The organism is Paraburkholderia elongata (genome assembly GCF_013177735.1).
Lineage (GTDB): Bacteria > Pseudomonadota > Gammaproteobacteria > Burkholderiales > Burkholderiaceae > Paraburkholderia > Paraburkholderia elongata.
The window spans coordinates 57,835-82,664 of record NZ_WOEZ01000027.1 but is presented as its reverse complement, the minus strand read 5'-3'; the positions used below and the strand labels follow the sequence as shown (position 1 = coordinate 82,664).

Genomic DNA, 24,830 nt, shown 5'->3' with positions numbered 1-24,830 from the left:
CCCCTTCGCCTCCCCTCAGGCTCATGCCCACACTCCTGCAACCCGGCTCCATAGACTTTGCGTCCATCGTCCGTGCTGGTGAGAACGTCATGTGGGGGCAGGCGAATGCGGAGCCGGTGCCGCTGACTCAGGCGCTCATCGCGCAGCGGCACCAGATCGGCCGGTTCCGCGTGTTTCTGGGCGCGAGCGCCACTGATACGTGCCAGCCCGAACACGCCGACTGCATCGACTTCGTTTCCTACTGCGGCACTGGCGCCAATCGCGCACTGGCGCGCGCCGGCGCACTCGATGTGCTGCCGTGCCACTATTCGCAGTTTCCACAGATGATGCGCGCGGGCGCGCTCAAGATCGACGTGCTGCTGCTGCAGCTCGCGCCACCGGATCGGGAGGGTCGCTACAGCCTGTCGATCGCACATGAGTACCTGGTTTCGGCGCTGGACACAGCCCGCGTCATCGTTGCCGAAGTCAACGAGCAGGCGCCGTGGACGTATGGCGAGCGCTATTTGCGCGACGCCGACCTCGATTTCATTCTGCCGACCTCGCGCGCCCCACTCGAAAACGCGCCCAGCAAAACCGGCAACCTCGAACTGGCGATCGCCAGCCATGTCGCCGGTCTGATCGAAGACGGCTCGACGCTCCAGTTCGGCCTCGGCGCGATTCCTGAAGCCATCCTTGCGCGCCTGTCGGACAGGCGCAACCTGGGAGTCCACTCGGGTGCGATCGGAGACAAGGTCGCCGATCTGATGGACGCGGGCGTCATCAACAACGCACGAAAAAACGTCGACACGGGGCTGACGATTGCCGGCGTCATGATGGGCAGCCGCCGCATTCACGACTTCGCACATCGCAATCAGGCCGTGCAGTTTCGCTCGACAAGCTACACGCACGATCCAGACGTGCTGGCCCGGATCGACCGTTTTGTCGCCCTCAATTCCGCGCTCGAAGTCGACCTGAGCGGACAGATCAACGCGGAAGTGGCCAACGGCAGCTACGTCGGCGCAGTGGGCGGGGCACTCGACTTCCTGCGTGGCGCACGGCGCGCCAAAGGTGGTCTGCCGGTGGTTGCGATGCCTTCGACCGCGGGCAAGGGGGCGAGCCGCATTGTCGCGACGCTCAGCGGCCCGGTCAGCACGCCGCGCAGCGATGCCGGTGTCATCGTCACCGAATACGGCGTCGCGGACCTGCGCGGACTCACCCTGAAACAGCGACGCGAGCGTCTGCTGGCAATCGCCCACCCCGACTACCGAGCGGCATTTGAACGCTCCGCCGGCGGAACCGGTTGACGCAATCTGGACAACCCATTGCCGGCGGCACGACACCGTACCGCCGCCCGCCTCTTCCACGCCAATTGAAGGAACGCATATGAAACGCGCAGCGATCGTCTCTCCCGTACGCACGCCGGTCGGCACCTTTGGCGGCAGTCTGCGCAGCGTGCCGGTCGAAGAACTCGGCGCACTGGTTGCCAGAGAGGTCCTGAAGCGCACGGGGCTCAATCCCGTGCGGATTGACGACGTGGTTTTCGCGCAGTCGTATGCGAACAGCGAAACGCCCTGCGTTGGACGCTGGATCGTGTTGCAGGCCGGACTGCCGGTCGAAGTGCCAGGCATGCAGCTTGACCGGCGCTGCGGCAGTGGACTTCAGGCGCTTGCGACCGCTGCCATGATGGTCCAGACCGGCGTCGCCGATGTCGTGCTGGCGGGCGGCGTCGAGAGCATGAGCAACATCGAGTACTACAGCACGGACATGCGATGGGGCGCGCGGGCGGGTTCGGTGCAGTTTTACGACCGGCTCGCGCGTGGGCGCGAGCGCTCGCAGCCGGAGGAGCGCTTTGGCCGCATCTCGGGCATGATAGAAACGGCTGAAAACCTTGCCAGCGACTTCCACATCAGTCGCGAAGAGGCAGATGAATATGCGGTGCGCAGCCATCGTCGCGCGGCTGCCGCCTGGTCATCAGGCCGCATGGCCGATGAAACTGTGGCCGTCAGCGTGCCGCAGAAGAAAGGCGCGCCCCTTGTCTTTGCCCAGGACGAAGGCTTTCGCGAAGACGGCAGCATGGAGAGCCTCGGCAAGCTGCGCGCATTGATCCCGGGTGGCACAGTGACGGCAGGCAATTCCAGCCAGCAAAACGATGCGGCAGCGGCCTGCCTTGTCGTCGCGGAAGACGAGCTCGAAGCACTTGGTCTGGAACCGATGGCGTATCTGACCGGCTGGGCCGCAGCGGGTTGCGAGCCGTCGCGCATGGGAATCGGCCCGGTGCCTGCCGTGCAGAAACTGATGGCACGCACCGGGTTGTCGATCGATCAGATGGATCTTGTCGAACTGAATGAAGCATTCGCCTGCCAGGTGCTGGCGGTACTCAAGGGATGGGGATGGAACGATCCGGAGCGGCTGAACGTCAACGGCTCCGGCATCTCGCTGGGTCATCCGATCGGCGCTACCGGTGTTCGCATGATGACCACCCTGCTCTTCGAATTGCAGCGGCGCAAGGGCCGTTATGGTCTAGAGGCGATGTGCATCGGCGGCGGCCAGGGACTGGCCGCGCTATTCGAGCGGGCTTGAGCGACGTGCGCCGCCAGGACGGCGATCGGCTTCATCGTCGCTTGAAAAATCGCTCGCGCTGAATATGCACTTCGTCGGACGCCATCAAGGTATCGTAAATGAGTCGCGCCCTGCGCATACCAGCGTCGAAGTCGCCGCATTCGACCGAGGCGGCGATCGCCTCCAGTGCTTGCATGGCCGCGTGCGTAGTGGGCTTGTTCGCCAGTCCCGCGCGCGCGTCCTCAAGAATCTGGGTTGCATGACGAGAGGTAATAGCGAAGTGCCGGATCAAAGGCAGTGACAGGTCGTTGCGCTCGACAAGCGCATGCGCCATCTGCATCGCGGAATCTAAAGACTGCCCAGTCTCGACGATACGATCGAATAGCGCGGTCCCCGCAAACGACGATGCCGGTTCCAGCCGCGCCGCCAGAATCATGTCGATGGCCCGCGCAAGCCCCACAACGCGCGGCATGCGTTGCGTGCCCGATGGCGGGATGGTCGCCAGTGCGACTTCGGGAAGTCCTATCCGCGCATCCACTTCGGCGACTCGATAGTGGCAAACCAGTGCCGTTTCCAGACCGCCGCCCACCGCCAGGCCATGGATGGCTGCAATGACCGGCTTGTTCATCGACTCGATGAACGGGTGAACGTGCATCGACAGTCCGGGCGGCGCGGCAGCTGCAGGTGTGCCAAATTCGCCGATATCGCCGCCCGCGCAAAAGCCTTTGCCCCTCCCGTTAAGGATGACCGCTCTCGCGTCGCCGTCATCTCTCGCCTGCTCGAGGGCGCGTAACAAACCGGATCGCACTGCAACGCTCAATGCGTTGACCGGCGGGTTGTCGATCGTGATCGTGGCGACGTTGTCCACGCAAACGTAGTGAACGGCGGCGAGCGTCACACTTCAATCATCACAAAGTCCGCCTTCGCCGCCCCGCATTCCGGGCAGGCCCAGTTGTCGGGAATGTCTGCCCAACGCGTGCCGGGTAGAAAACCCTCAGCCGGAAGTCCAACGGCTTCGTCGTAGAAAAAACCACAGAAGATGCATTGCCATTGTTTCATCGTCGTCGTTCGGTATGTATTCAGGAAGCAGATTCAGAATGCGACTGTCCCCGTTAGGGACAGATAGAGAGGAGTTAGCTTCGCGCCGCCCGCCCACCCGTTCACAATATGCAACAGCGTTCAGTTTTGTTATTATAGGCTGACGGACTTTCTACATCAACGCCTGAAACGAATGGAGACGACAGTGAGCGATATCGTGAAGGACAAGGTTGTGGTCGTAACGGGAGCGGGGGCCGGTATCGGCCGCGATTTCGCGCTCCAGTTCGCAGCGGCTGGCGCGAAGGTGGTGGTCAACGATCTTGGGCGCCATGCGCAGAGCGGCGAGTTCGCAGCGCAGCGGGTCGTAGCGGAAATCAAGGAAGCGGGCGGCGAGGCGGTGGTGAGTACCGATAGCGTTGCCGAATGGGATTCGGCACAAAAGATCGTGCAGGCCGCGCTCGACACCTTCGGGCGAGTCGATTGCGTGGTCAACAATGCAGGCATCGTGCGCGACCGGATGTTCTTCAACATGAGCCCGGAAGAATGGAAGGCCGTCGTCGACGTGCATCTGAACGGTTCGTTCTTCGTGGCGCGCGCCGCCGCACCGCACTTCAAGGCACAGAACGGCGGCAGCTACGTCCATATGACGTCCACTTCCGGCCTGATCGGCAATATCGGCCAGGCTAACTACTCAGCGGCAAAGATGGGTGTCGTGGGTCTGTCGAAGTCGATCGCGCTCGACATGGCGAAATTCAACGTGCGCTCAAACTGTATCGCGCCATGGGCATGGACCGCCATGACTGCATCGATTCCGTCGGATACGCCCGAGCAAAAGGCCCGCGTCGAGATCATGAAGAAGATGGAAGCGCGCAAGGTGGCGCCGCTTGCGGTCTATCTGGCATCGGATCGCGCAGCGAAGGTGTCGGGACAGATCTTCGGTGTGCGCGCTAACGAAATCTACTTCTTCAACCAGATCCGCATGGTGCGCTCGTTGCACCGCGATGGTGGCTGGACGCCGGAATCGATCGCCGACCAGGTGATGCCCGCATTCGAATCCAGCTTCTTCCCGAACGTGCCGTCGCTGACGCTGACGCCCTGGGATCCGGTTTAACGCACACGTACGCGTTCTACGCTTCGCAAGCCGCTGCCAACGGCGGCCGACCTCGACGTCCAGCCGCTGACCTGCGGCTGGTCATTCTGATACCTCGCGGGTCTCGCTCGTCGCGCGAGGTAGCGGTAGCCCTTATGAAATGCGCGGTTCGTCGGCGCAGTCACTGCCCGTCACAACTCTCCCCTCTTCGCCCGACGACTCGCACCCGACCACCGCCAACTGACGCCGCGCCTTGAGCAGAATCGGCAGGTCCACCATTCGTCCGTCCACAGACACCGCGCCGCCCCCGGCGCGCTCAAATGCTTCGATCACCTCCCGGGCCTTTGCGAGTTCCTCTTCGCTCGGGCTGAAAGCCGCATTGACCTGCGCGACCTGTTTCGGATGGATGCAAAGCTTGCCACCGAAACCCAGGCTTCGCCCGCGCGATGCATCGGTCGCGAGTTGAGCTGCGTCGTCGAGCGCAACCGTGACGCCATCCACCGGCGCCAGCAACCCGGCCACCCGAGACGCCAGAACGATCTGCGAGCGCGCATAGAGCAGCGCTTCCCAGGTACCGGAGCAATCCAGATCGAGTTCGAAATCCACCGATCCGAATATGAGCCGCTCGACGCCTGGCCCTTTTGCCACCTCGAGCACCTGCCACACACCGAGCGCCGATTCGACGATCGGCAGAATCGGCTTGGTGGTCACACGGGCGAGCGCTTCGAGGACCGTCGCGCTCTCTGCTTTCGGCAATACGACGCCGTCAATACCGCCGAGCGCCAGCAACGAGAGGTCCCCCTCAAACCACGGCGTGCCGAAGCCGTTGATACGCAGTAGCACACGCGTGGTCGACGCAGCGAAGGCCGCCGCCGCATCGGCGACATGCTGACGAGCCGGCCCCTTGTCCGCGGCGCCGACCGCGTCTTCGAGATCCACGATCACCGCATCGGCGCCGCAGGCGAGCGCCTTGGCAAAACGCTCGGGCCGTATGCCGGGAACAAACAGAAAAGAACGCATCACGCTTCCTGAAAAATAAACGCTGGTTGCAAACGCACTAGTCATTCACGCAGGACAAGGACACCCAGGCCATCCGCTACGCAAGAACCGCGCTCGCCTCCATGCGCAACGTGCCGTCGCTACCCGCAATCCATAGCTTGAGCGTTTTACCGTCGTCACTGTCTGGACGTCCGCACACGACGAACGGGGCCGTATCGAGCACCGGACTTATGCCGCGAAACGAAAAGGCCGCGACGCGCTTCCCTGGCCGTTCCACTCGCACCAGATCCAGCAGCAGTGTCGCCAGAAGCGGGCCATGCACGACTAGTCCCTGATAGCCTTCCTCCTCAATCGCATAGGGCCGGTCGTAATGGATCCGATGACCGTTGAGGGTCAGCGCCGAATAGCGGAACAGCAGCACGGGATCCGGATTGATCGTACGCAGCCATCGGGCGCCTTCAGGGCCGGGGCGAGGTGTCGCAGGCGCTTCGCTGGCAGCGGGATGATCGCGATAGACGATGTCCTGATGCTCCTCAATCGCCACGCCTGCAACGTCGCTGATCTGATGCAACACCTTGACGAAGACTAGCTCGCCGCTACGGCCATGCTTGTGCGTCACGTCCTCGATCGTCGATAAACGGGTGACCGCATCACCGGCCTTTAGCTCGCGTAAAAACGCCAGTTGACTGCCCGCCCACATCCGCCGGGGCAACTCCACCGGCGGCAGGAAACCGCCGCGCTTCGGATGCCCGTCAGGGCCCACGAGCGACTGCCGGTGCGCTGGTAAAAAGTAGAGCCAATGCCACAGCGGCGGTAAAGCATCGCCGGGCGCGACTGGCGCACTGTCATGGTCAAGCGTAGCGGCAAGCGCGGCCATCGGTGTCAGGCAAAGCGTGTCGGAAACACGCTCGCTTCTGCCGACCCACTGTTGCAAATGGGCGACAACTATCGGCATAACGTCGATTCACTCAGATTCAATGCTTCGCGGATTGCCCGCGCGACGGGCAACAAGGGATCTTCTTCCGGCGAGGTCGGATTAAACAACTTGTTGTGACAGATCGCGACGGCGAGGCCTGTGTCCGGATCGGCCCAGCCGATCGAGTTGCCCTGTCCCGGATGACACAGCGCGCGCGGCGATTGAACCGCTGTCACCGGCGGATGAGCACCGCCGAACCAGAACCCGCCAATGGTGATCGGAAGCGGAAACCCGAACATCACCGGGTCGGGTTCCTCACTGTTCGCCCGCGGCGTATTCAACGTTGCGACGAGCTCTTTCGACAGCAACCGCACGCCGTCAAGCTCGCCGCCGCCTGCAAGCATCGCCCAGAAGCGCGCCTCGCTGCGTGCGTTGAAGATGCCGCCCACCCCGGCCACTTCCGCGCGGCGCACATCGGGCCGCTCGAATACCGTTGGGTTCAACGCGACCTGCTCGGGCATCGACGCGAGAAACAGCGGTGGCAAATATTCCGCCGGCACCGGCACCATCGCATCGGTGAGCTTGGCGATGCGTGGCTCGACCTCGTCGGGGATGCCGATCCAAAGATCGGAAATGCCGAGCGGCCCGGCGATTTCTTCGCGTACGAAGCGCCCCAGCGAGCGCCCTTTGGGATCCACCCGCCGCACCAGTTCGCCGACGATCCAGCCGAAGGTCATCGAAAGATATAGCGTCTTCGTCCCGGGCTCCGCAAGCGGTTTCAGGTCGGCGATCGCAGTGGTCATCCAATGCCAGTCGCACATCCGTACCAGCGTGACGCCTTCGGGCATCTGCGGCACGCACGCGCGATGCGTCAGTACGTCTCGAACCGTCGTGCGTGCCTTGCCGTGCGCGCCGTATTCAGGCCAGTAACGCGCGACCGGCGCGTCGTAGTCAATGTGACCGCGATCGGCCAGCATGTGTAGTGCGGTCGCCGCAACGGCCTTGGTCACCGAGTAGACGTTAAAGAGCGTATCGCCGTCCACCCGCCGCCCTGTCGCCGGATCGGCCACCCCGCTCCATGCATCCACGACCAGTTTGCCATTCAGATAGGCCGCCACCTGGACGCCGATCTCGCCCCCCTCGTCGCTCGTCGCGTAGTCCAGCGCCTGCTGGACGATTGCCGTTCGCTTCGACGCTTGCGCCGTCAAGTTCATGCCGGGTCTCCATGATCAAAATTTCGCGTATGAAGGTTTGCGTAACGCTCGCGATACAGGTCAGGCCGGGTCATCGTGCGTCCTCCAGAATCAGGTCGGCGGCGCGCCAAGCCATGGCCATCATCGGGCCGTTCGTGTTGCCGGAAATCATCGTCGGCGTGACGGACAGATCCATCACGCGCAGTCCGGCAACGCCGCGCACGCGCAAGCGCGAATCGAGTACCGCAAGGCGGTCCGTACCCATCTTGCAGGTGCCGCAAGCGTGAAAGCCCGACTGGCCTCCGCGCCGGTACAGGTCGAGAATTTCGTCGTCCGACTGAACCGCAGAGCCAGGGCGCGTTTCGCCCTCCAGCAGGCTCGCCAACGGCTCCGCACCGAATACGTTGCGCATCAGCCGGAATGCGTTGATCGCCATCTGCCGGTCGTAGGGCTCGGCGAGATAGTTGGCTACCACCTCGGGCGCGACCTTGCGGTCGGCGGAAACGATCTTCACGTGCCCTTGGCTCTCGGGTCTGAGCGGATAGCTGAAAAGCTGCATGCCGGGAAACGGCTCGAAACCGGAGCCAGCCGTGCCGAAGTCCAGCGAAAACGGCGCCATCATCAATTGCGCGTCGGGCCGGGTGGCGTCGGGCGCAGTTTTGACGAAGCCGCCCACCGGGTAAGAGCCCAACGCCATGACGCCGCTATGGAACAAAAAATACCGCAAGGCATTGCGCCACAGACGCGCCCCGGCGAACTGCCGGTTGTGTGAATCGCGCCATTGCCTGAGGCGCGCCTGAGTCATGTACAGCAAATGTTCACGCATGTTCAGACCAACCCCGGGGCTCGCCGCAACAACACCAATGCCGAGCGACTGCAGATGCTGGGGATCGCCCACACCCGACAGTTGCAAAAGCCGCGGCGACTCGAGCGCGCCCGCAGACAGCACAACTTCGCGGCGTGCCCGGTAAGCGGTGTCAATGCCGTTGCGGTGGCATCCGACGCCCACCGCACGCGTGCCCTCGAAGACGACCCAGGTGACTTCCGTTCCAGTAACCACAGCCAGGTTCTTGCGCTTCCTCGCGGGCTTGAGAAACGCTTCAGCGGAACTCTGCCTGCGGCCGTTGCGGATGGTGTAGCTGAGATACGCCACGCCTTCGTGGTCGAGCCGGTTAATGTCTTCGACCCGTCGCAGGCCAAGCGACTGGCATGCATCCAGCACCGCTTCACCAAGGCGGTTGCGCTCGGCATACGGCGACACTTTCAGCGGGCCGCCCGCGCCGCGCAGTTCATCGGCGCCCAGCGCATGGTCTTCGATGCGCCTGAAACACGGCGCCACGTCCTGCCAGCCCCACCCTTTCACGCCGAGGGCCGCCCAACCGTCGTAGTCGTCAGGATGGCCGCGCATATAGACCATGCCATTGATGCTGCTCGATCCGCCGAGCATCTTGCCGCGCAACCAGACTTCATTGCGATGACCGTTACCGTCATCCGGCTGCACCGGGATGAACCACGCGTGAGCGGGATCGCCCAGCAGTTTGCCGAATCCTTTCGGCATCCGGATCAAAGGGCTGGTGTCTTCCGGACCCGCCTCGATCAGCAGCACGTCATGGCGTCCGTTCTCTGAGAGGCGGTTGGCCAGCACGCACCCGGCGGCACCTGCCCCCACGACGATATAGTCGAACTCGGTCATCCCTTCAGTCTCCGACGGCGAGTCGATTCGGATCGCTCACAGCGCATAGCATTCGAAGCCGTGTGTTGTTGTCGCTGTGGCGGCATGGCCCGGCGGAATCAAGCGCATTTGACCCAGCCCTTTTTGGCGCTCAGTCGAATACGACCGGAATCGAATGCGGCACGCGCATCATGATGCCGTTGATAAGTGGCGCAGGCGCCGCGGGGTCAAGCCGCAGGTTGGGCAACCGGTCGAGGATCGCGTTGAGCGCACGCGTCATCTCGACGCGCGCCAGATGCTGGCCAATGCACACGTGCGGCCCATACGCGAAAGCGAAGTGCCGACGCGAGCTTGTGCGGAAAATGTCGAACCGGTCGGGATCCGTGAAGCGGCTGGGGTCGCGATTGGCGCTTCCCGCGACGACGTCGATAAATGCACCTGCTGGAATCTCGACGCCACCCAGCGTCACAGCGCGCGCCGCCATGCGCGATTGCATCACGACGGGTCCGTCCCAGCGCAACGCTTCTTCGATGGCACGCGGCACGAGTGTGCGGTCGCGGCGCACGGCATCGAGTTGATCCGGAGTTCGCAGCAGTCCGAGCAGCAATACGCTGGTCGCGCGATAGGTCGTGTCGCCGCCCGCGTTCACCAGTTGCCGCAGAAAAGAAATGACGACCTCTTCCGGCAACCGTTCGCCTTCGACCTCAGCCGTCGCCAGCAGGCTCACGAGGTCGTCGCCAGGACTCTCCCGGCGCTGCGCGACGAGTTGCGCGAAATACGTGCCCAGCTTCGTCGAAGCCTCGACGCCGTGCTCGATATCGACCGAGACAAGCGTCTGCGCGATGGCGAGCTTGTGGAATACCTTGACGTCTTCGGGCGGTAACGCCAATTGGCGGTAAATGATGTTAAACGGATAGTGCAGTGTGAATTCCTGCACGAGGTCAGCGTGGCCGCGGCTGGAAAAAATGTCCATCAGCTCGCTCACCACGGGATCGACCAGTGCATCGCCCCACGCCGCCACGGTATTCGGCATGAAGGCCTTCTGGAAGATGCGCCGGTATCGCGGATGCTCGGGGACATCCATGGTCGAGATGCTGCGGCCGAAACTGATGCCGATGTTCCGTTCATAAGCCCGGTTCGAAAACGTCGCCGGATCGCCCAGCACCTGAGCGACTTCGTCATAGCCGAACACGCAGTAGTGCTCGACGTCTGACATCGTCAGGTCAGCAGGCGTGTCCATCAGCACACGGTAGTCGCCTTTCTGCACCGAACCCTTCTCGCGCAGCGCCGCAATGCGTGGATAAGGATCGCTGTCCGCGCCGTACGCCAGTGCGTCCTCGAAAAAGGGATTGAACGCAGGATCGTCGAAATCCTGAAGTCGCAGTCGAGCGCTCATGATGCTGCCTCCTGTCGTTGCGTTTATCGGTTCGCGGCGGCGTTCACGCAGGCATCTCGCCAAGTGCTAATATTTGAACTATGTTCGATTTTTAACGATTGTGCAACCCGGCTTCACGAGCATTGACAGCCGCCTCATACGACATTCACAATTAAGAACAACATTCATAAATATAGACAATCGCTATCGCGTCGCCGGATGCACGATAGCCACGGGAGACGGGAGTCAGCCTTCATGAGCACCGCAGCATCCCCAGAGGACATCGCACTGATCGTCGGTGCCGGCCATGCGGCCGGCGAGTGCGCAACCAGCATCCGTGACCAGGGCTGGACGGGCTGCATCGTGCTGGTCGGCGAGGAACCGCATCTGCCGTATCAGCGCCCGCCTTTGTCTAAAGCGTTTCTGTCGGGCGAACTGAGCGCCGAACAGCTCTATCTGAAGCCGCAGGCCACTTACGAAAAGGCCCGCATTGAATTCATCCCCAATACCCGGGCCGAGCGCATCGGCCGCGCGGAGCACACGGTCGCCCTGTCGGATGGTCGCGAGATCGGTTACTCGAAACTCGTGATCGCCACTGGCGGGCACGCCCGCAGACTCGCGCTGCCGGGCATTGAGGCCATTGAGAAGCAGCCGAACTTTCACTACTTGCGCACGCTCGACCATGTCGCACGGATCCGCACGCAGTTCCATGCGGGCGCACGCCTCGTCATCATCGGCGGCGGGTATATCGGCCTCGAAGTCGCGGCGATTGCGGTGCGGCGCGGTCTGCACGTCACCGTTCTCGAAGCGCTGCCCCGCGTGCTCGCAAGGGTGACGGCGCCGGAACTTTCTGCGTTCTACGAACGGGTGCACCGTGAAGCCGGCGTCGACGTACGCACCAGCACGGCGGTCAGCGGCTTCGAACTGGATGCGTCGGGCGATGCGGTCGCGGCGGTTGTTTGTGGCGACGGTTCACGCATCCCGGCGGATCTCGTCATCGTCGGTGTCGGCCTGCAGCCCGCCACGGATCTGGCCGTGGCAGCGGGCCTCGCCGTGGACAACGGCATCGTGGTGGACGAGCATACCCGCACTTCCGATCCCGACATCTTCGCCATCGGCGACTGCACTAACCATCCCAACGGGCTGCTAGGCCGGCGCTTGCGGCTGGAATCCGTGCCCAACGCCATGGAACAGGCACGCACGGCCGCGGCCACACTGTGCGGCAAGGAGCGCGTGTACAACAGCGTGCCGTGGTTCTGGTCCGACCAATACGATCTGAAGCTGAAAATGGTCGGCCTGTCGCAGGGCTATGACGAGTTCGTGCTGCGCGGCGCACCGGAAAGCCGATCGTTCTCGGCGTTTTATCTGAAGGACGGCGTGATGCTCGCTGCCGACACCGTCAGCCGCCCGCAGGAATTCATGCTGGCCAAGCGTTTTGTCGGCGAGAAGATTCCGGTGCGCGCCACCGAACTCGCCGACGATTCGATCCCGCTCAAAAGCCTGCTGCCCGCAGCCTGATTAAACTGACTCAATCCAACGACATCATGCCCATCATTCGATTCATTCAACCGGACGGCGACGAAACGGTCGCAACGGCCAACATCGGCGAGACCGTCATGCAGACCGCCGTCAGCCATCAGGTGCCTGGCATTCTGGGAGACTGCGGCGGTAGTTGCAGCTGCGCAACCTGCCATGCGTATGTCGACGAAGCGTGGGTGAGCCACATGCCGCCCGCCGAGTCGTATGAGATCGACATGCTGACCTGCGCGATGGACGTGCGGGAAAATAGCCGCCTCACATGCCAGATCAATATCACGCCCGAGCTCGACGGTCTGGTGATTCGTCTGCCGAGCGAGGCCTGACTGTGGTGCGGTGGGCGTTCTTCCCCTGCCCGCCGCCCACTGTTCGCCCCGCACCGCTTTGTGACGTGGAGCGCGTCAGGGCGAACGCGTCAGCGCGTCGAGCGCAGCCGGTTCAACCGCTTCCCAGAAAGACGCCCAGGTCGGGAAAGACTGTGGCAGGCGCGGCAGGTATTTGTCGCTTTCGTACTTGCCGGGCCAGTTCTGAAAGCGCGGTGTCCCCGGTCGCTCCAGCCAGTCGGTCGAGTACCAGTGGCGTTCATCCCGGCGCTCGAAATACCAGCTGCCGTCGCGCCGTACGTAGTGGTCGAAATAGCAGATCGCCATGACGACCCATTTGCCGTTGTCCTCATGCTCGGCGCGGCAATACACCTGGCCCGTTGCATGATCGGCATCGACCAGGTCGATCGCATGTCCGCAGATCTGGTGTATGCAGCGGTAGAAGCTGCGCAGGATATGCTCCGACCCGTAGAACGTTTTCAGCGCGGCGCGACCTACGCCCCACCGGCCGCAATTCACGTCGTCGGTGAAGAGCGTGACAAGGTTGTCCAGATCGCGCGAATCGACAGCAAGCGCATAGCGTATGGGCAATTGTTGGATCGCCAGTTGCGCCTCGATACGGTCGATTCGAGCCAGCAGATCGGCATCGATTGTCATGTCGTCCTCTTCGCGCCGACCGTCACGCCGCCCGCGGTGCGGGCGCGAATTTCATCGGCGTAGTACGGTTGATGCGACAGCAGCCCACCGTCGACGTTGATGATTTGCCCCGTGACAAAAGCCGCCTCATCGGACGCCAGGTACACCACCGCATGTGCCACGTCTTCCGGCTGCCCGAGGCGCGGCGTGAGATGATGGCTGAGCATCATCTCGCCCACGGATCCCGCGTAATGGCCCACTGTCGCCGGTGTCACGATCAGGCCGGGTGCAATCGCGTTGCAGCGAATGCCCTCCTTGCCATGCTGAGCGGCCACGTAGCGCGTCAACGCTTCAATGCCCGCCTTGCACACACCGTAAGCGCTATAACCGAGCGCGCCGGCCTGAGCGGCGCCCGACGACGTGTTGATGATCGAGCCGCCGCCGCGAGCGCGCATCAGCGGGATGGCATAACGCGAGGCCAGCATGGTGCCGCGCAGGTTGATGCGCATCGTGTCGTCCCAGACGGAGACATCGACGGCCTCCACGGCGGCATCGACCGTGCTCGACAGCGATGTGGCCGCCGCGTTGTTGTGCAGCACGTCGAGGCCGCCCCACGTTTCGAGGGTAAGCGCAAACAACGCTGCTATCGAGGCCTCGTCGCCGATATCGACCCGCGCGGCAATCGCCCGACCGCCCTGCTGCTCGATGCGCTGGGCCTGCGCGACGGCCCCGTCGAAATCCCGGTCTGCCACGACCACCTGCGCGCCTTCAGCGGCAAGCATCGCGGCGCATGCCGCACCGATCCCGGACGCTGCGCCCGTGACGACGGCGATCCTGTCTTTGACTCGTAACATAAGCGCAATTCCTTGTGATTGGACACGTTGCCCGATTCAATGCGTCGCCGCGAAGCGCGCGAGGTGAAAGTCGATATCGCCGAACATCTTTTCCATCATGGTCATCTTGCGGAAGTAATGGCCGACCTGATATTCCTCGGTAATCCCCATGCCGCCGTGCAACTGAATGCCTTGCGCACAGACGAAACGGCTGGCGCGACCGGCGACCGCCTTGGCCGCCGAAATAGTGGCGCTACGTTCCCTTGCCGGCCGATCCAGGTGAGCAATGCCGCAATAGAGTATCGAGCGGGTCTCCTGCACGGCGACAAACATTTCGGCCATACGATGCTGCAGCGCCTGAAATTTTCCGATCGGCTGACCGAACTGCACGCGGGCCTTGATGTATTCGGCGGTGATTTCCATCACGGCTTCCATCACGCCGAGAATTTCGGCCACGCTTGCCAGCGTCGCGAGTCCCGTCGCTGCTTCGAGCACCTCGCGAGCGCGATCGGGGGCCACCAGTAACGAGGACGCCTCCAGCTCGACGTCGCGAAATTCGATGTCCGCGGCACGAGATCCATCGAGCAGACGATACGTACGGCAGGTCACGCCCGCCGCGCGGCGCTCCAGGATGAAAATCGCGGGGTTTTCCGCGTGGTCGTCGAGACGCGCGGTCACCAGCAACTGGTCCGCCGAACCGCCCGCCATCACCAGAGTCTTGGCGCCGTTGAGCAGATAGCCCCCGGTCGTCCTGTGTGCGACGGTACGTTCGCTGCAGCCCAGCTTGAACCGCGAGCCCGCTTCACTGTCGGCGAGCGAAAACAGTAAGCGGCCTTCGATCACAGCCGGCAAGAGCGTCTGCCGCTTGGCATCCGAACCACTACGATCAATGATGGCCGAACACAGAAGCGCTGTTTGCACGAGGGGTTCGAGCACCATGCCTCGCCCGAACGCTTCCATCACGATGGCCGTCTCGACAAACGAGCAAGCGAGGCCGCCAACATCTTCGGGCAGCATCAGGCCGAGCCAGCCAAGCTCCGCGTAGTCCTGCCAGCGCGCACGGCTAAAACCCTCTTCGCTCGCGGCAATCTCCCGGCGCTTCTCGAAGCCGTATTCCTGCTGGATGAATCGCTCGACGCCGTCCTTCAGCATCAACTGTTCTTCGGAGAGGTTGAAGTCCATGGTCAAAGTCCAAAGGCGAGGCGGGCAATTATGTTCTTCTGCACCTCCCGCGCGCCGCCGTAAATGGTCGAGGCGCGGCCGATGAGGTAGCCCGTCGTGCGGCCTGCCACATAGACGGGCCATGCGTCGTCGGTTGCCGGATCGTCGAAGCACCAGTCGCCGTGCTGCTGGAAGCGCATGCTGCGCGGACCGAGCGCATCGATCTGCAACTCCGTGACGCGCTGCTGCATCTCCGAGCCGCTGATCTTGAGCGCCGACACTACGGCGTCCAGATTGCGCGTGTTCTTTTCCTCGGCCAGGATTCGCAACACCGACCATTCGAGCGCCAGCAGGTCCACTTCAACCGACGCCAGCTTGCGGGCGAATTCGGGGGTGTCGATCAGGCGCACGCCGTCTACCGTCTCCTGTTCGGCGATACTTTTGGCACGCTGCAATTCCCGCTTGTTGAAATAGAGGAACGCGCTCGTCGTGCGCTCCTTTTCGAGCAGATATTTCGCATAAGTCCAGCCCATGCCCGCCTCGCCGACCAGGTGTGTGCGCGGCACGCGAACGTTCTCGAGAAAGACCTCATTCAGGCCTGTGCCGCCTTCGATTGAAACGATCGGGCGTACTGTGATCCCAGGCGTATCCATCTTGACGAGCAGAAACGAGATGCCGCGCTGCGGCTTGACCGTCGTGTCCGTCTTGACGAGGAAGAAGCCCCATTCGGCAATCGAGGCATCGCTGGTCCAGATCTTCTGACCGTTGATCACGTATTCGTCGTCGTCGAGTACCGCCGTGGTCTTCAGACCCGCCAGGTCCGAGCCTGCATTGGGCTCCGAAAAACCCTGGCACCAGAATTCGTCCCCGGAGAGAATGGCCGGGAGAAAGCGCTTCTTTTGCCAGTCGGAGCCGAACGCAATGATGACGGGTGCCACCATGTGGGTTGCCTGCCAGCCGTAGTCCATCGCGTCCGCGTTATACAGCTCTTCCATGAAGATATGCTTGCGAAAAGCCGTCCAGCCGGTGCCGCCGTATTCGACCGGCCAATGCGGCGCGCCCCACCCGCGCTGATGCAGAATGCGCTGCCACGTACGAATGTCGTCTTTCAACGGAGGATGCGCCCCGATCCTCCAGCGATGCGAAATCGCGGCCGGTAACTGCTCCCTGAAAAACTGTCGGACGTCCTGACGAAACGCTTCGTCCTCCGGGGTGTACTCGAAGTGCATGCCTGACTCCTCCTGCTATGTCCCCATCCGCGCGCCCACTGCAGGTCGCACTGCCTCGCGGGCACCGCTCGCTTGCGGCGGAATTTTTAATCGACCTAACGCCCCTTGAAGATGGGCGTTCGCTTTTCCCGCGCGGCGAGCCGCCCCTCGGCGGCATCCTCGGAATTCACCGCGAGTGCGACAGCATTCAGTTCCTGCACGAGAAACTCTTCCATGCTGCCGGCGTTCAGGCGGAACAGCTGTTTGGTCAGTCCAATCGAGAAGGTCGGCATGGCCGCCAGCTCGGCGGCGAGCGCTTCGGCGGCTTCCATGAGCCCCGCGTCCCCGACGACGCGGCTCGCCAGCCCCGCTTCGAACGCCTCCTGCCCGGTCAGCTTGCGATTGAGATACATGATCTCCTTCGCACGGAATTCCCCGCAGTGGCGTGCGAGAAGATGCACCATGCCGCCCTCGGGCAAAGTCGCACGCATCAGAAAGGCTGGAATGAACTGGGCCGTGTCCGACGCCAGAAGCTGGTCGGCGCACAGCGCGAAGCTCCATGCAATGCCGACCGCCACGCCTCGCACCGCCGCGACCACGGGCTTATTGAGGTTGTAGAGCTTCAGCGCAACCCGCTGATAAACAGCCATCGACTGGCGCGCATGCGACACGCTCATCTGCGGCGGCGCTGCGCCACCGCCCTTGATATCGGCACCGGCGCAAAAGGCCCGCCCTGCGCCCGTCAGGATGACCGCGCGGATTTCCGGATCACGCTCGATGCGATCAAGATGCTCGATCAGCATGGCCAGCATGTCTGGCGTCAACGCGTTGAGCTTCTCGGGACGGTTCAGACAGAGCGTCGCAACCGCGTCCTTCACTGAAAGTTCGACATCCATGGTTTTCAGGTCTTAAGTGAGTCAGCCGAATGGCCCAGAGGCTCCCGCATGGCGCGGGGACGTTTCATTCGCCGCGTGCGCGCAGCTTGATCATGCCGTCCCCGAACGGCTCGTCGCGGCGTTTGAGCGCTTCCTTCAGACCAGCGGCGTCCATATCGGCCTTGAATTGCGCGCGGCGTGGCCCCTGGCTCTGATGCGCACGCGCGTCGTTCTCGACGGCGAGGCGCTGCAGCGTACGTGCACCCGCCAGTTCAAGCCCGAGATTCACGATCCGCTTGTTGGCCGAGAGCAGATCGGCATCGACGAAGGACAGCCGGCGTGCCAGTTCAGCGACTTCAGCGTCAAGTTCGTCGGCGGGTACGGCGTCCATGACCAGACCGATCTTCGCCGCGTCGCGGCCGGTTAGCGAATCCCCGGACAGCAAGAGGCGTTTCGCCCACTGCGGCCCAACGTGGTAGAACCACATGTGCGCGGGCGGCGAGCCGTTGGCGCGCGTCGCGGGGAAACCAATCCGTGCGTTGTCCGCAGCAAGCACCATGTCGCAGGCAAGCGCGAGGTCAGTGCCGCCCGCAAGGCAGTTGCCATGTACCTGCGCGATGATCGGCTTGTGCACATCCGCCATCAGGTTGACGGTTTCCGCCTGCCGCTCCATCGACCAGCAGTCGTCGTCGAAACTGCGTACCGTACCTCGATATTCACCCGGATCGACCTGCTCCGCCGCGCGGTCCGAATAGGTCGTGACGAGGTCGTAACCGGCGCAGAAGTCCTTGCCGGCGCCGCGCAGGACGATCACGTTCACCGACTTCAGATCGTCGGCCTCGAGCAATGCCTCTCTCAGTTCGCGCAATAGGACGCCGTTAATCGCATTGCGTTTGTCCGGACGATTCAGCGTGATCCGCACCACACGCTCGGCGACGTCGAATTGAACGCATTCCGTGCTTTTGAGCCATTTGCCCATGATTCACTCTCATTCGTAGACAGCGGCATGGCCGCCACGCGTTCAGCGGCTGAACCGCTGGCGCAACACGACTTTGCTGATCTTTCCGGTAGGCAGACGCGGGAGTTCTTCGACGAACTCGATCGACTTCGGACATTTGTAGCCGGCAATCAACGCCCGGCAAAACCCGATCAGGTCCGCCTCCTGTACCGTCTCGCCAGGCCGCAGCACGACGATGGCCTTCACGCATTCGCCCCATTTTTCATGTGGCACGCCGATCGCAGCCGCGTCCATCACGGCAGGATGCTGCAGCAAGGCGTTCTCCACTTCACGGCTGTAGATGTTTTCGCCGCCCGAGATGATCATGTCCTTCTTGCGGTCCACCAGGAACACATAGCCGTGGCTGTCTTGATAGCCCATGTCGCCGCTGCGATACCAGCCGTCGCGCAACGCTTCGGTGGTCGCCACGCTGTTGTTCCAGTATTCGCTCAGTTGGGTCGCCGAGCGCAGCCACACTTCGCCGGTCTGGCCCTGCGGAAGGTCGACGCCGTTATCGTCGACGATGCGCAGTTCGATCCCCGGACAGGGATGGCCGACCGACGCCAGACGCCGAACTTCTTCCGGCGTGCCATGCGGCCGCACTTCATGCGCCGGCAGCCAGCAGGCGTTGCTCTCCGTCATACCGTACTGGACCGCGAACACGGGGCCAAGCACTTCGATGCCGCGTTCGAGGAGCGGCACCGGTACGGGCGCGGCTGCCGTCGTGATGTTCTCGATACTCGACAGATCGTAGGTGGACAATTCGGGCACGTCGAGCAATGCCTGCAGCATCGCGGAAACGAGGAACGTGAAGGTGATGCGCTCGGCCTGGATCGTCTCGAGCATCGCCTTCGGCTCAAAGCCGCGATGCAACACGGTCGTACCGCCCAGCCACGCGACCGCGTTCACATAACCGATGCCGCCCACGTGAAACGCCGGCGTGGTCTGCAGCACCCGTGAGTGTCCGGAAAATTCGGTGACCAAGGCGCAGCTTTCCGCCGTCGCGCACATCGCGCGGTGCGTACGGACCACCCCTTTCGGGCTCCCGGTTGTACCGCTCGTGTAGATCAGATACGCGAAGTCGTCGGGCTGCGAGCGGATCGGCGGCCCCTCGGTCGAGCCGGCTTCCATCATGGATTCGAACGGAATCGCCCACGACGGCGCATCGCCAATACAGATATACCGCTCGACATCTGGCATCTGCGGACGCAGGCCATCCACCAGCGTGGCATATTGCGCTTCGAAGACGAGTGCTTTCGGCGCCGCATCCTTCAGGATGTGCAGGATTTCCGCTGGCGCAAGCCGGAAGTTGACGGTCGCGAGCAGAAGGCCAGCCCATTCGCAGGCACGGTAGGTCTCGTAGTACTCGGCGCAATTCATCGCCAGCACCGCGACCCGGTCCTGCCTGCGCAACCCCTGCCGATACAACGCATCCGAGAAGCGGCGGGCGCGCTCTGCCATCTCGCCGTGCGTCACCCGCCGGTTGCCAAACACCAGCGCGTCCCTATCCGCATAGAAACGGGCATTGCGCTCTATCATCTCCCCAAGCGTTTTCATCTCGATCCTGTCGTTGTAGGTTGGGTGTCGGCGCTTCAGGCCGCAAGTGCCTGAGGGTCGGCGAGCAGCGTGGCAATCAAGGCCGTGAAGCGCGCCGCGTCCGCACCGTTGATGACCCGGTGATCGTAGCTCAGCGAAAGCGGCAGCATCTTGTGCCACTCCACCCCACCCTCGTCCGAAGGCTGCGGCGTCAGCCGGGTTTTCGTCACCCCGAGAATCGCCACTTCAGGGGCGTTGATGATCGGCGTGAAACCCGTACCGCCAACGCCTCCCAGCGAGCTGATCGAGAAGCAGCCGCCCGACATTTCCGCCATCGAAAGACCTTTCTCGCGTGCCTTTGACGACACCGCCGTCAGTTCCGCCGCCAGTTCCAGAACACTCTTTTTGTCGCAGTCGCGCAGCACCGGGACCAGCAGGCCGAAGCGCGTATCCACCGCCACGCCGATGTGAAAATACTTCTTCAGCACGAGGTTCTTGCCGTCGCCATCCAGCGATGCATTGAACTGCGGAAACGTCTGCAGCGCACGCACCGCCGCCTTGATCAGGAACACCAGCGGCGTCAGCTTCACCGTCGCTCCGTCTTCGTAATACGCCTTGCGGAAAGCCTCAAGAGTCGTGATATCGGCGTCGTCCTGATGCGTCACGTGCGGAATCGTCAGCCAGTTGCGCGACAGGAATGCACCGGTCAACTTCTGGATGCGAGACACCGGTTTGACCTCGATCTCACCGAACTCGGCGAAATCGACCTGCGGCCATGGCGGCAAATTCGCGCCAATCCCGGCTGGAGCCGGACCGGTTACCGCGGCGGGCGCCACGACGGAAGCTGGGGAAGAAACGGATTCGACGCTCATTGGGGATGCCTCGCTAGACTGCTTCAGGCTGAGTGAATGACCGGTGCCGGCTCAGACGATTTCCGCCAGCACCGTGCCGACCGGATACACCTCGCCTATCTGGGCCACGATTCGCAGCGTTCCTGACGCCGGAGACTCGACTTCCTGCACCGACTTGTCGCTCTCCAGCGCATAGAGTGCCTGGCCTTCGGCGACTGTCGCGCCGTCCTCCAGGAGCCATTCGGTCAGCGTGCCTTCGTTCATCGAAAAGCCCAGCTTCGGAAGCAAAACCTGTGTGGACATAAGTGATCTCTTCTGGATGGTTAAAGTCGGGATGGGGCTCGCGAACCCGTGTCGTCGAGCGTCGCGCGAATCGCGGCCTCGATCTGCGCAGCGCCGGGTACAAAAGCGTCTTCAAGCGGCTTTGAAAACGGCACCGGGCAAAACTGCGACCCAACCCGCTGCACAGGCGCCTTGAGCTCACGAAACAGCGATTCATAAATGCGCGAGGCGATTTCAGCCCCTACGCCAAACGGTTTGACCGCTTCGTGCACGACAACGGCGCGGCCGGTTTTAGCCACCGAGGTGAGGATCGTTTCCGTATCGAGCGGTGAGACCGTGCGCAAGTCGATGACTTCGCACGAGATTCCGGCCGTACCGAGCTGTTCCGCCACGGCCATCACTTCGTGCACGCGGCGGCTATAGCTGATCACCGTCACATCCATGCCGCCGCGTACCACGTTGGCCTTGCCAAGGGGAATCCGCACGCCGCGTTCCGGCGCCTTGCCCGGGTTCCAGTAGCTCGGCAGGTTCTCGATGAACAGGCATGGATCGTCGTCTTCGATGCACGACAGCATCAGCCCGTAGGCATCCGCAGGCGTAGACGGCGCAACCACCTTGATGCCTGCGACGTGCGCAAACCATGCTTCGAGATAGTCGGCGTGCTGACCTCCGGTGCCGAACCCCGCGCCGGTCATCGTGCGGATCACGAGCGGCACATGCGTCTGGCCGCCCGACATGAAGCGCAGTTTCGCCGCGTGGTTGACGATCATGTCCATCGCGACCGTCGTAAAGTTCATCAGCATGATCTCGGCCACTGGACGCATGCCAACGATTGCCGCGCCGATCGCCGCGCCGATAATGGCCTGTTCCGAAATGGGTGTGGACCTGACACGCGAGGTGCCGTATTTCGACGACAGCCCTTTGGTCACACCGACAATGCCGCCTTCCTGGCCGTCGGCCACGTCCTCGCCGAGGACGATGACATTGGCATCGCCGGCCATCGCATCGTCAAGCGCGAGGTTGACCGCCTGAATCGTATTGATGTCAGTCTGCGTCTGGTTCATGCAAGCACCTCGTCTTTAAAGATGTCGCGCCGCAGTTCGGCGACGTCCGGATAGGCGCTCGCCAGCGCGAACTCGACGGCTGCATCGATTGCCGCGTCGTGCGCCGCTTCCATCTCCGCCAGTTGCGCTTCGGTTGCGTGTTTCGCCGCGATCAGCCACGCCCGGAACAGCGGCACCGGATCTTTCGCCACCCACGCTGCTTTTTCGTGCTGGTCCATATAGGCATCCGGGTCGCCGAATACGTGGCCGTGAAAGCGGAACGTGTTGGCTTCGATCAGCGTCGGTCCGCCGCCGTCGCGAGCTCGCTCGATAGCCTCGCGCGCGACGCGATGCATCGCGATCGGATCGTTGCCATCCACCGTGATGCCGGGCATCTGATAGGCCACCGCACGCTGCGCGATATTCGGCACCGACGTGCCATACGCGTATTTCGTATGTTCGGCGTAGCCGTTGTTCTGACAGACGAAAACGACCGGCAGCTTCCAGACCGACGCCATATTCAGCGACTCGTGAAATGCCCCGATATTGGCTGCGCCGTCGCCGAAATAAGCCACTGCCACGCGTCGTTCACCGCGAATTTGCGCGGCCAGCGCAAGACCGTTCGCGATGGGCATCGAACTGCCGACAATACCTGTCGTGACCATCACGCCGGACGCAGGGTGGGTGACATGCATCGGGCCGCCCTTGCCCTTGCAGGTGCCGGTGACACGCCCCCCCAGTTCGGCCCAGAGATCCTTGAGTGGCACGCCCTTGGCGATCATGTCGTGCACGCCGCGATAGATCGTGCAAATGTAGTCGTCATTGCTAAGACAAACGGACACCGCCGACGGAATCACCTCCTGGCCACGCGGCGAGTAATACGGCATGACCAGCTTGCCGGACTTGATCACTGAACGAAAGCGCTCGTCGTTCTGCTTGATGAGCGTCATGCGCCGATAGATATCGACCAGTACTTCACTGCTGGGCGGCTGATGGACTTTCATGCGAAGGTCTCCTTCGATCACCAGATCGATTGGGCGCCGCTGGCATGCAGCGCCGCGATGTATCCGAATACGAATGACGCGCCGATACTGCTGCCTGCGCCGGGATAACAGCGGCCCACCACGGACGCCGTGCAGTTGCCCGTTGCGTAGAGCCCCGGAATCAGCGAACCGTCTTCTTTCAGCACGCGGGCGTACTCGTCCGTGACGAGTCCGCCCGCCGTGCCGACATCGCCGGGGTACATACGGACCGCGTAGAACGGCGCCTGCTCGATCGGTCCGAGATTAGGATTCGGCTTGATCGTCGGGTCGCCGTGACAGCGGTCGAAGGCTCGCGAGCCGCGTCCGTAATCGCTGTCCACCCCCGTCTCGCAGAAGCCGTTGAAACGCGTGACGGTCTCCTGCAAGCCGGCGGCGTCGATACCGCATTTGTCCGCCAGCTCGGCGATCGATCCGGCCTTGATCATGTAGCCGCTTTCGAGCCACTGCTGCGGGATCTGCCCCTGCATCGCCGTACCCCAGGGGTAATACTCACGTTGCCGGCTGTCCATCACCACCCAGGCAGGCACGGCCTTGCCGGTCTCCTTGTGGCGCCGATACATGCGTTGGCCGATCTCCATGTACGCGCCGGCTTCGTCGCAAAAGCGCTCGCCGTCCTGGTCGACCATGATCGAGAACGGCAACGACAGATCAAGGTGGTGCATGAAGGGCAGCGGCGAACCGTCCGGCGCACGCGCGCCCTCGGGCAGCGTCTCATTGGGACCAAGCGAGGTCACGACCCACCACGCCTCTTCCATGCAATCCACGGCTGCACCGATTGCTACGGCGGCTTCGAGAACTTCGCCGGTGTCGCCTGGGTTGGCGTTCGTCCAGTTGCTCGACGACGGCTGCGGCTGATACTTGCGGCGCATTTCGGCATTGCGCGAAAAACCGCCTGTGTTCAACAGCACGCCCTCACGCGCACGCACGCGCATTTCGCGCCCGCTGCGCATGGCGATCACACCCGTGACGCGACCATCCTCAACGATCAGCTCGCGCACCGGCGTATCGGTCCAGATCGGAATATCGGCCCGCAGCGCCATTTGCAGCATGCGCCCCTGGATCGCAGCGCCGTTTGAAACCAGCTCTTTACCCGTGACCTTCTGATAGAGCATGCGACCGGCGAGTTGCATCGCCTTGCGTTTGCCACCCCACGTGCGCTTTAACAGGAACAACTCGGGAAACTCGTTGGAGTTGGCGGGAATCGACGGCCCCTTGTAACGCGAGAGCTTCGGCGCCCACTCGCCCAGTTCCTTGATGTCGAACAGTTTCGCCAGCAAAGACCGGCCACGCGGTTCGCCACCGGGCAGCGTGTCGTAGTAGTCCGACCAGCCATCTGCATAGACAAACTGCATGCCCTGCTTCTCCAGAAACTCGGCCATCTTCGGAGCGGTGCGCAAATACGCCTCGCGACGCGCCGGCGATGCGCCTGGACCCTGATAGGTAACCGCGGCATCGAAATATTGCCGCGCGCGTTCGTAGGAGTCGTTCACGCCGTGGCGCTTCATCACATGGTTGTTCGGCAGCCACCAGACGCCACCCGAATACCCCGTCGAGCCGCCTACCTTGTCCTGCTTCTCGATGATGACCGCCTCTTTGCCAGCGGTCTTGCACGCAAGCGCAGCGCACATCGAACCGCCGCCGCTGCCGACCACCACGAAGTCATAGCTTGCATCCCAGGCAACCAT

24 protein-coding genes are annotated in these 24,830 nt (G+C 62.8%); 5 read left to right on the top strand and 19 right to left on the bottom strand.

Going from position 1 to position 24,830, the window contains the following annotated elements:
* Window positions 1-23: 23 nt before the first annotated feature.
* Window positions 24-1,283: an acetyl-CoA hydrolase/transferase family protein gene (locus GNZ13_RS04915; RefSeq protein WP_172161021.1), complete on the top strand. Its 1,260-nt coding sequence runs from the start codon at window positions 24-26 to the stop codon at window positions 1,281-1,283.
* A gap of 79 nt (window positions 1,284-1,362) precedes the next feature.
* Window positions 1,363-2,559 (top strand): acetyl-CoA C-acetyltransferase, encoded by a 1,197-nt coding sequence (locus tag GNZ13_RS04910; protein WP_172161019.1) that lies wholly within the window; start codon window positions 1,363-1,365, stop codon window positions 2,557-2,559.
* A gap of 31 nt (window positions 2,560-2,590) precedes the next feature.
* Here GNZ13_RS04910 and GNZ13_RS04905 read toward each other — a convergent pair whose 3' ends face one another.
* Both GNZ13_RS04905 and GNZ13_RS04900 read right to left on the bottom strand, forming a co-directional pair.
* Window positions 2,591-3,436, bottom strand: coding sequence for an enoyl-CoA hydratase/isomerase family protein (locus GNZ13_RS04905; RefSeq protein ID WP_172161017.1), 846 nt, complete (start codon window positions 3,434-3,436; stop codon window positions 2,591-2,593).
* Window positions 3,433-3,597, bottom strand: a complete 165-nt coding sequence (locus GNZ13_RS04900; protein ID WP_172161015.1) for a rubredoxin — start codon at window positions 3,595-3,597, stop codon at window positions 3,433-3,435. Before GNZ13_RS04900 ends, GNZ13_RS04905 begins: the two co-directional genes overlap by 4 nt.
* A 184-nt stretch (window positions 3,598-3,781) precedes the next feature.
* On the opposite strand from GNZ13_RS04900, the gene GNZ13_RS04895 reads away from it, so the two are divergent.
* A complete protein-coding gene (locus GNZ13_RS04895) occupies window positions 3,782-4,687 on the top strand; it encodes an SDR family NAD(P)-dependent oxidoreductase (RefSeq protein ID WP_172161013.1) in 906 nt (301 codons plus the stop codon).
* A gap of 132 nt (window positions 4,688-4,819) precedes the next feature.
* On the opposite strand, the gene GNZ13_RS04890 is transcribed toward GNZ13_RS04895, so the two are convergent.
* The 5 genes from GNZ13_RS04890 to GNZ13_RS04870 all read right to left on the bottom strand — a co-directional run bounded on the left by GNZ13_RS04890 (window position 4,820) and on the right by GNZ13_RS04870 (window position 10,842).
* Window positions 4,820-5,686, bottom strand: coding sequence for an HpcH/HpaI aldolase/citrate lyase family protein (locus GNZ13_RS04890; RefSeq protein WP_172161011.1), 867 nt, complete (start codon window positions 5,684-5,686; stop codon window positions 4,820-4,822).
* A 76-nt stretch (window positions 5,687-5,762) separates the two neighbouring features.
* Window positions 5,763-6,620, bottom strand: a complete 858-nt coding sequence (locus GNZ13_RS04885; protein ID WP_172161009.1) for an FAS1-like dehydratase domain-containing protein — start codon at window positions 6,618-6,620, stop codon at window positions 5,763-5,765.
* A complete protein-coding gene (locus GNZ13_RS04880) occupies window positions 6,611-7,795 on the bottom strand; it encodes a serine hydrolase domain-containing protein (protein ID WP_172161007.1) in 1,185 nt (394 codons plus the stop codon). The genes GNZ13_RS04885 and GNZ13_RS04880 overlap by 10 nt, the downstream gene beginning before the upstream one ends.
* Window positions 7,796-7,865: 70 nt before the next feature.
* Window positions 7,866-9,467, bottom strand: a complete 1,602-nt coding sequence (locus GNZ13_RS04875) for a GMC family oxidoreductase (protein WP_172161005.1) — start codon at window positions 9,465-9,467, stop codon at window positions 7,866-7,868.
* Between the two features lie 130 nt (window positions 9,468-9,597).
* A complete protein-coding gene (locus tag GNZ13_RS04870) occupies window positions 9,598-10,842 on the bottom strand; it encodes a cytochrome P450 (protein ID WP_172161003.1) in 1,245 nt (414 codons plus the stop codon).
* A gap of 234 nt (window positions 10,843-11,076) precedes the next feature.
* Between GNZ13_RS04870 and GNZ13_RS04865 the strand changes: the two genes are divergently transcribed.
* A complete protein-coding gene (locus tag GNZ13_RS04865; RefSeq protein ID WP_172161001.1) occupies window positions 11,077-12,339 on the top strand; it encodes an NAD(P)/FAD-dependent oxidoreductase in 1,263 nt (420 codons plus the stop codon).
* 26 nt (window positions 12,340-12,365) lie between these two features.
* Entirely contained in the window at window positions 12,366-12,683 is a 318-nt protein-coding gene (locus GNZ13_RS04860; RefSeq protein WP_172160999.1) for a 2Fe-2S iron-sulfur cluster-binding protein, read from the top strand.
* A 75-nt stretch (window positions 12,684-12,758) separates the two neighbouring features.
* Here the strand turns inward: GNZ13_RS04860 and GNZ13_RS04855 are convergent, their stop codons facing one another.
* The 12 genes from GNZ13_RS04855 to GNZ13_RS04800 form a co-directional block, all read right to left on the bottom strand.
* On the bottom strand, window positions 12,759-13,337 hold the full coding sequence (locus tag GNZ13_RS04855; protein WP_172160997.1) for a nuclear transport factor 2 family protein: 579 nt from the start codon (window positions 13,335-13,337) through the stop codon (window positions 12,759-12,761).
* The gene (locus tag GNZ13_RS04850) at window positions 13,334-14,170 is read right to left on the bottom strand and encodes an SDR family oxidoreductase (protein WP_172160995.1); all 837 of its coding nucleotides are present in this window, start codon (window positions 14,168-14,170) and stop codon (window positions 13,334-13,336) included. Before GNZ13_RS04850 ends, GNZ13_RS04855 begins: the two co-directional genes overlap by 4 nt.
* Window positions 14,171-14,206: 36 nt before the next feature.
* Window positions 14,207-15,331, bottom strand: a complete 1,125-nt coding sequence (locus GNZ13_RS04845) for an acyl-CoA dehydrogenase family protein (RefSeq protein ID WP_172160993.1) — start codon at window positions 15,329-15,331, stop codon at window positions 14,207-14,209.
* Window positions 15,332-15,333: 2 nt separating this feature from the next.
* Complete coding sequence (locus tag GNZ13_RS04840) at window positions 15,334-16,539, bottom strand: acyl-CoA dehydrogenase family protein (protein WP_172160991.1); 1,206 nt, start codon at window positions 16,537-16,539, stop codon at window positions 15,334-15,336.
* 95 nt (window positions 16,540-16,634) lie between these two features.
* On the bottom strand, window positions 16,635-17,414 hold the full coding sequence (locus GNZ13_RS04835) for an enoyl-CoA hydratase/isomerase family protein (RefSeq protein WP_172160989.1): 780 nt from the start codon (window positions 17,412-17,414) through the stop codon (window positions 16,635-16,637).
* A 64-nt stretch (window positions 17,415-17,478) separates the two neighbouring features.
* A complete protein-coding gene (locus GNZ13_RS04830) occupies window positions 17,479-18,372 on the bottom strand; it encodes a crotonase/enoyl-CoA hydratase family protein (protein WP_172160987.1) in 894 nt (297 codons plus the stop codon).
* Window positions 18,373-18,414: 42 nt separating this feature from the next.
* Entirely contained in the window at window positions 18,415-19,947 is a 1,533-nt protein-coding gene (locus GNZ13_RS04825) for a class I adenylate-forming enzyme family protein (protein ID WP_172160985.1), read from the bottom strand.
* A gap of 35 nt (window positions 19,948-19,982) precedes the next feature.
* The gene (locus tag GNZ13_RS04820) at window positions 19,983-20,798 is read right to left on the bottom strand and encodes a 2-oxo acid dehydrogenase subunit E2 (RefSeq protein ID WP_172160983.1); all 816 of its coding nucleotides are present in this window, start codon (window positions 20,796-20,798) and stop codon (window positions 19,983-19,985) included.
* Between the two features lie 51 nt (window positions 20,799-20,849).
* Window positions 20,850-21,080, bottom strand: a complete 231-nt coding sequence (locus GNZ13_RS04815) for a biotin/lipoyl-containing protein (protein ID WP_172160981.1) — start codon at window positions 21,078-21,080, stop codon at window positions 20,850-20,852.
* Window positions 21,081-21,100: 20 nt separating this feature from the next.
* Window positions 21,101-22,123 carry an alpha-ketoacid dehydrogenase subunit beta gene (locus tag GNZ13_RS04810; protein ID WP_172160979.1) on the bottom strand — a complete coding sequence of 341 codons (1,023 nt, stop codon included), beginning with the start codon at window positions 22,121-22,123 and terminating at the stop codon, window positions 21,101-21,103.
* Window positions 22,120-23,106 (bottom strand): thiamine pyrophosphate-dependent dehydrogenase E1 component subunit alpha, encoded by a 987-nt coding sequence (locus GNZ13_RS04805; RefSeq protein WP_172160977.1) that lies wholly within the window; start codon window positions 23,104-23,106, stop codon window positions 22,120-22,122. The genes GNZ13_RS04810 and GNZ13_RS04805 overlap by 4 nt, the downstream gene beginning before the upstream one ends.
* A gap of 17 nt (window positions 23,107-23,123) precedes the next feature.
* Window positions 23,124-24,830 (bottom strand): FAD-dependent oxidoreductase, encoded by a 1,707-nt coding sequence (locus GNZ13_RS04800; RefSeq protein ID WP_172160975.1) that lies wholly within the window; start codon window positions 24,828-24,830, stop codon window positions 23,124-23,126.

Excerpts from the sequence above, each read along its gene's own strand:
- GNZ13_RS04830 (WP_172160987.1), bottom strand. The coding sequence starts at position 18,372 with ATGGGCAAATGGCTCAAAAGCACGGAATGCGTTCAATTCGACGTCGCC.
- GNZ13_RS04815 (WP_172160981.1), bottom strand. The coding sequence starts at position 21,080 with ATGTCCACACAGGTTTTGCTTCCGAAGCTGGGCTTTTCGATGAACGAA.
- GNZ13_RS04915 (WP_172161021.1), top strand. The coding sequence starts at position 24 with ATGCCCACACTCCTGCAACCCGGCTCCATAGACTTTGCGTCCATCGTC.
- GNZ13_RS04805 (WP_172160977.1), bottom strand. The coding sequence starts at position 23,106 with ATGAAAGTCCATCAGCCGCCCAGCAGTGAAGTACTGGTCGATATCTAT.
- GNZ13_RS04810 (WP_172160979.1), bottom strand. The coding sequence starts at position 22,123 with ATGAACCAGACGCAGACTGACATCAATACGATTCAGGCGGTCAACCTC.
- GNZ13_RS04860 (WP_172160999.1), top strand. The coding sequence starts at position 12,366 with ATGCCCATCATTCGATTCATTCAACCGGACGGCGACGAAACGGTCGCA.
- GNZ13_RS04820 (WP_172160983.1), bottom strand. The coding sequence starts at position 20,798 with ATGAGCGTCGAATCCGTTTCTTCCCCAGCTTCCGTCGTGGCGCCCGCC.
- GNZ13_RS04850 (WP_172160995.1), bottom strand. The coding sequence starts at position 14,170 with ATGTTACGAGTCAAAGACAGGATCGCCGTCGTCACGGGCGCAGCGTCC.
- GNZ13_RS04800 (WP_172160975.1), bottom strand. The coding sequence starts at position 24,830 with ATGGTTGCCTGGGATGCAAGCTATGACTTCGTGGTGGTCGGCAGCGGC.
- GNZ13_RS04875 (WP_172161005.1), bottom strand. The coding sequence starts at position 9,467 with ATGACCGAGTTCGACTATATCGTCGTGGGGGCAGGTGCCGCCGGGTGC.
- GNZ13_RS04880 (WP_172161007.1), bottom strand. The coding sequence starts at position 7,795 with ATGAACTTGACGGCGCAAGCGTCGAAGCGAACGGCAATCGTCCAGCAG.
- GNZ13_RS04900 (WP_172161015.1), bottom strand. The coding sequence starts at position 3,597 with ATGAAACAATGGCAATGCATCTTCTGTGGTTTTTTCTACGACGAAGCC.
- GNZ13_RS04885 (WP_172161009.1), bottom strand. The coding sequence starts at position 6,620 with ATGCCGATAGTTGTCGCCCATTTGCAACAGTGGGTCGGCAGAAGCGAG.
- GNZ13_RS04865 (WP_172161001.1), top strand. The coding sequence starts at position 11,077 with ATGAGCACCGCAGCATCCCCAGAGGACATCGCACTGATCGTCGGTGCC.
- GNZ13_RS04890 (WP_172161011.1), bottom strand. The coding sequence starts at position 5,686 with ATGCGTTCTTTTCTGTTTGTTCCCGGCATACGGCCCGAGCGTTTTGCC.
- GNZ13_RS04845 (WP_172160993.1), bottom strand. The coding sequence starts at position 15,331 with ATGGACTTCAACCTCTCCGAAGAACAGTTGATGCTGAAGGACGGCGTC.
- GNZ13_RS04825 (WP_172160985.1), bottom strand. The coding sequence starts at position 19,947 with ATGAAAACGCTTGGGGAGATGATAGAGCGCAATGCCCGTTTCTATGCG.
- GNZ13_RS04840 (WP_172160991.1), bottom strand. The coding sequence starts at position 16,539 with ATGCACTTCGAGTACACCCCGGAGGACGAAGCGTTTCGTCAGGACGTC.
- GNZ13_RS04870 (WP_172161003.1), bottom strand. The coding sequence starts at position 10,842 with ATGAGCGCTCGACTGCGACTTCAGGATTTCGACGATCCTGCGTTCAAT.
- GNZ13_RS04855 (WP_172160997.1), bottom strand. The coding sequence starts at position 13,337 with ATGACAATCGATGCCGATCTGCTGGCTCGAATCGACCGTATCGAGGCG.
- GNZ13_RS04835 (WP_172160989.1), bottom strand. The coding sequence starts at position 17,414 with ATGGATGTCGAACTTTCAGTGAAGGACGCGGTTGCGACGCTCTGTCTG.
- GNZ13_RS04910 (WP_172161019.1), top strand. The coding sequence starts at position 1,363 with ATGAAACGCGCAGCGATCGTCTCTCCCGTACGCACGCCGGTCGGCACC.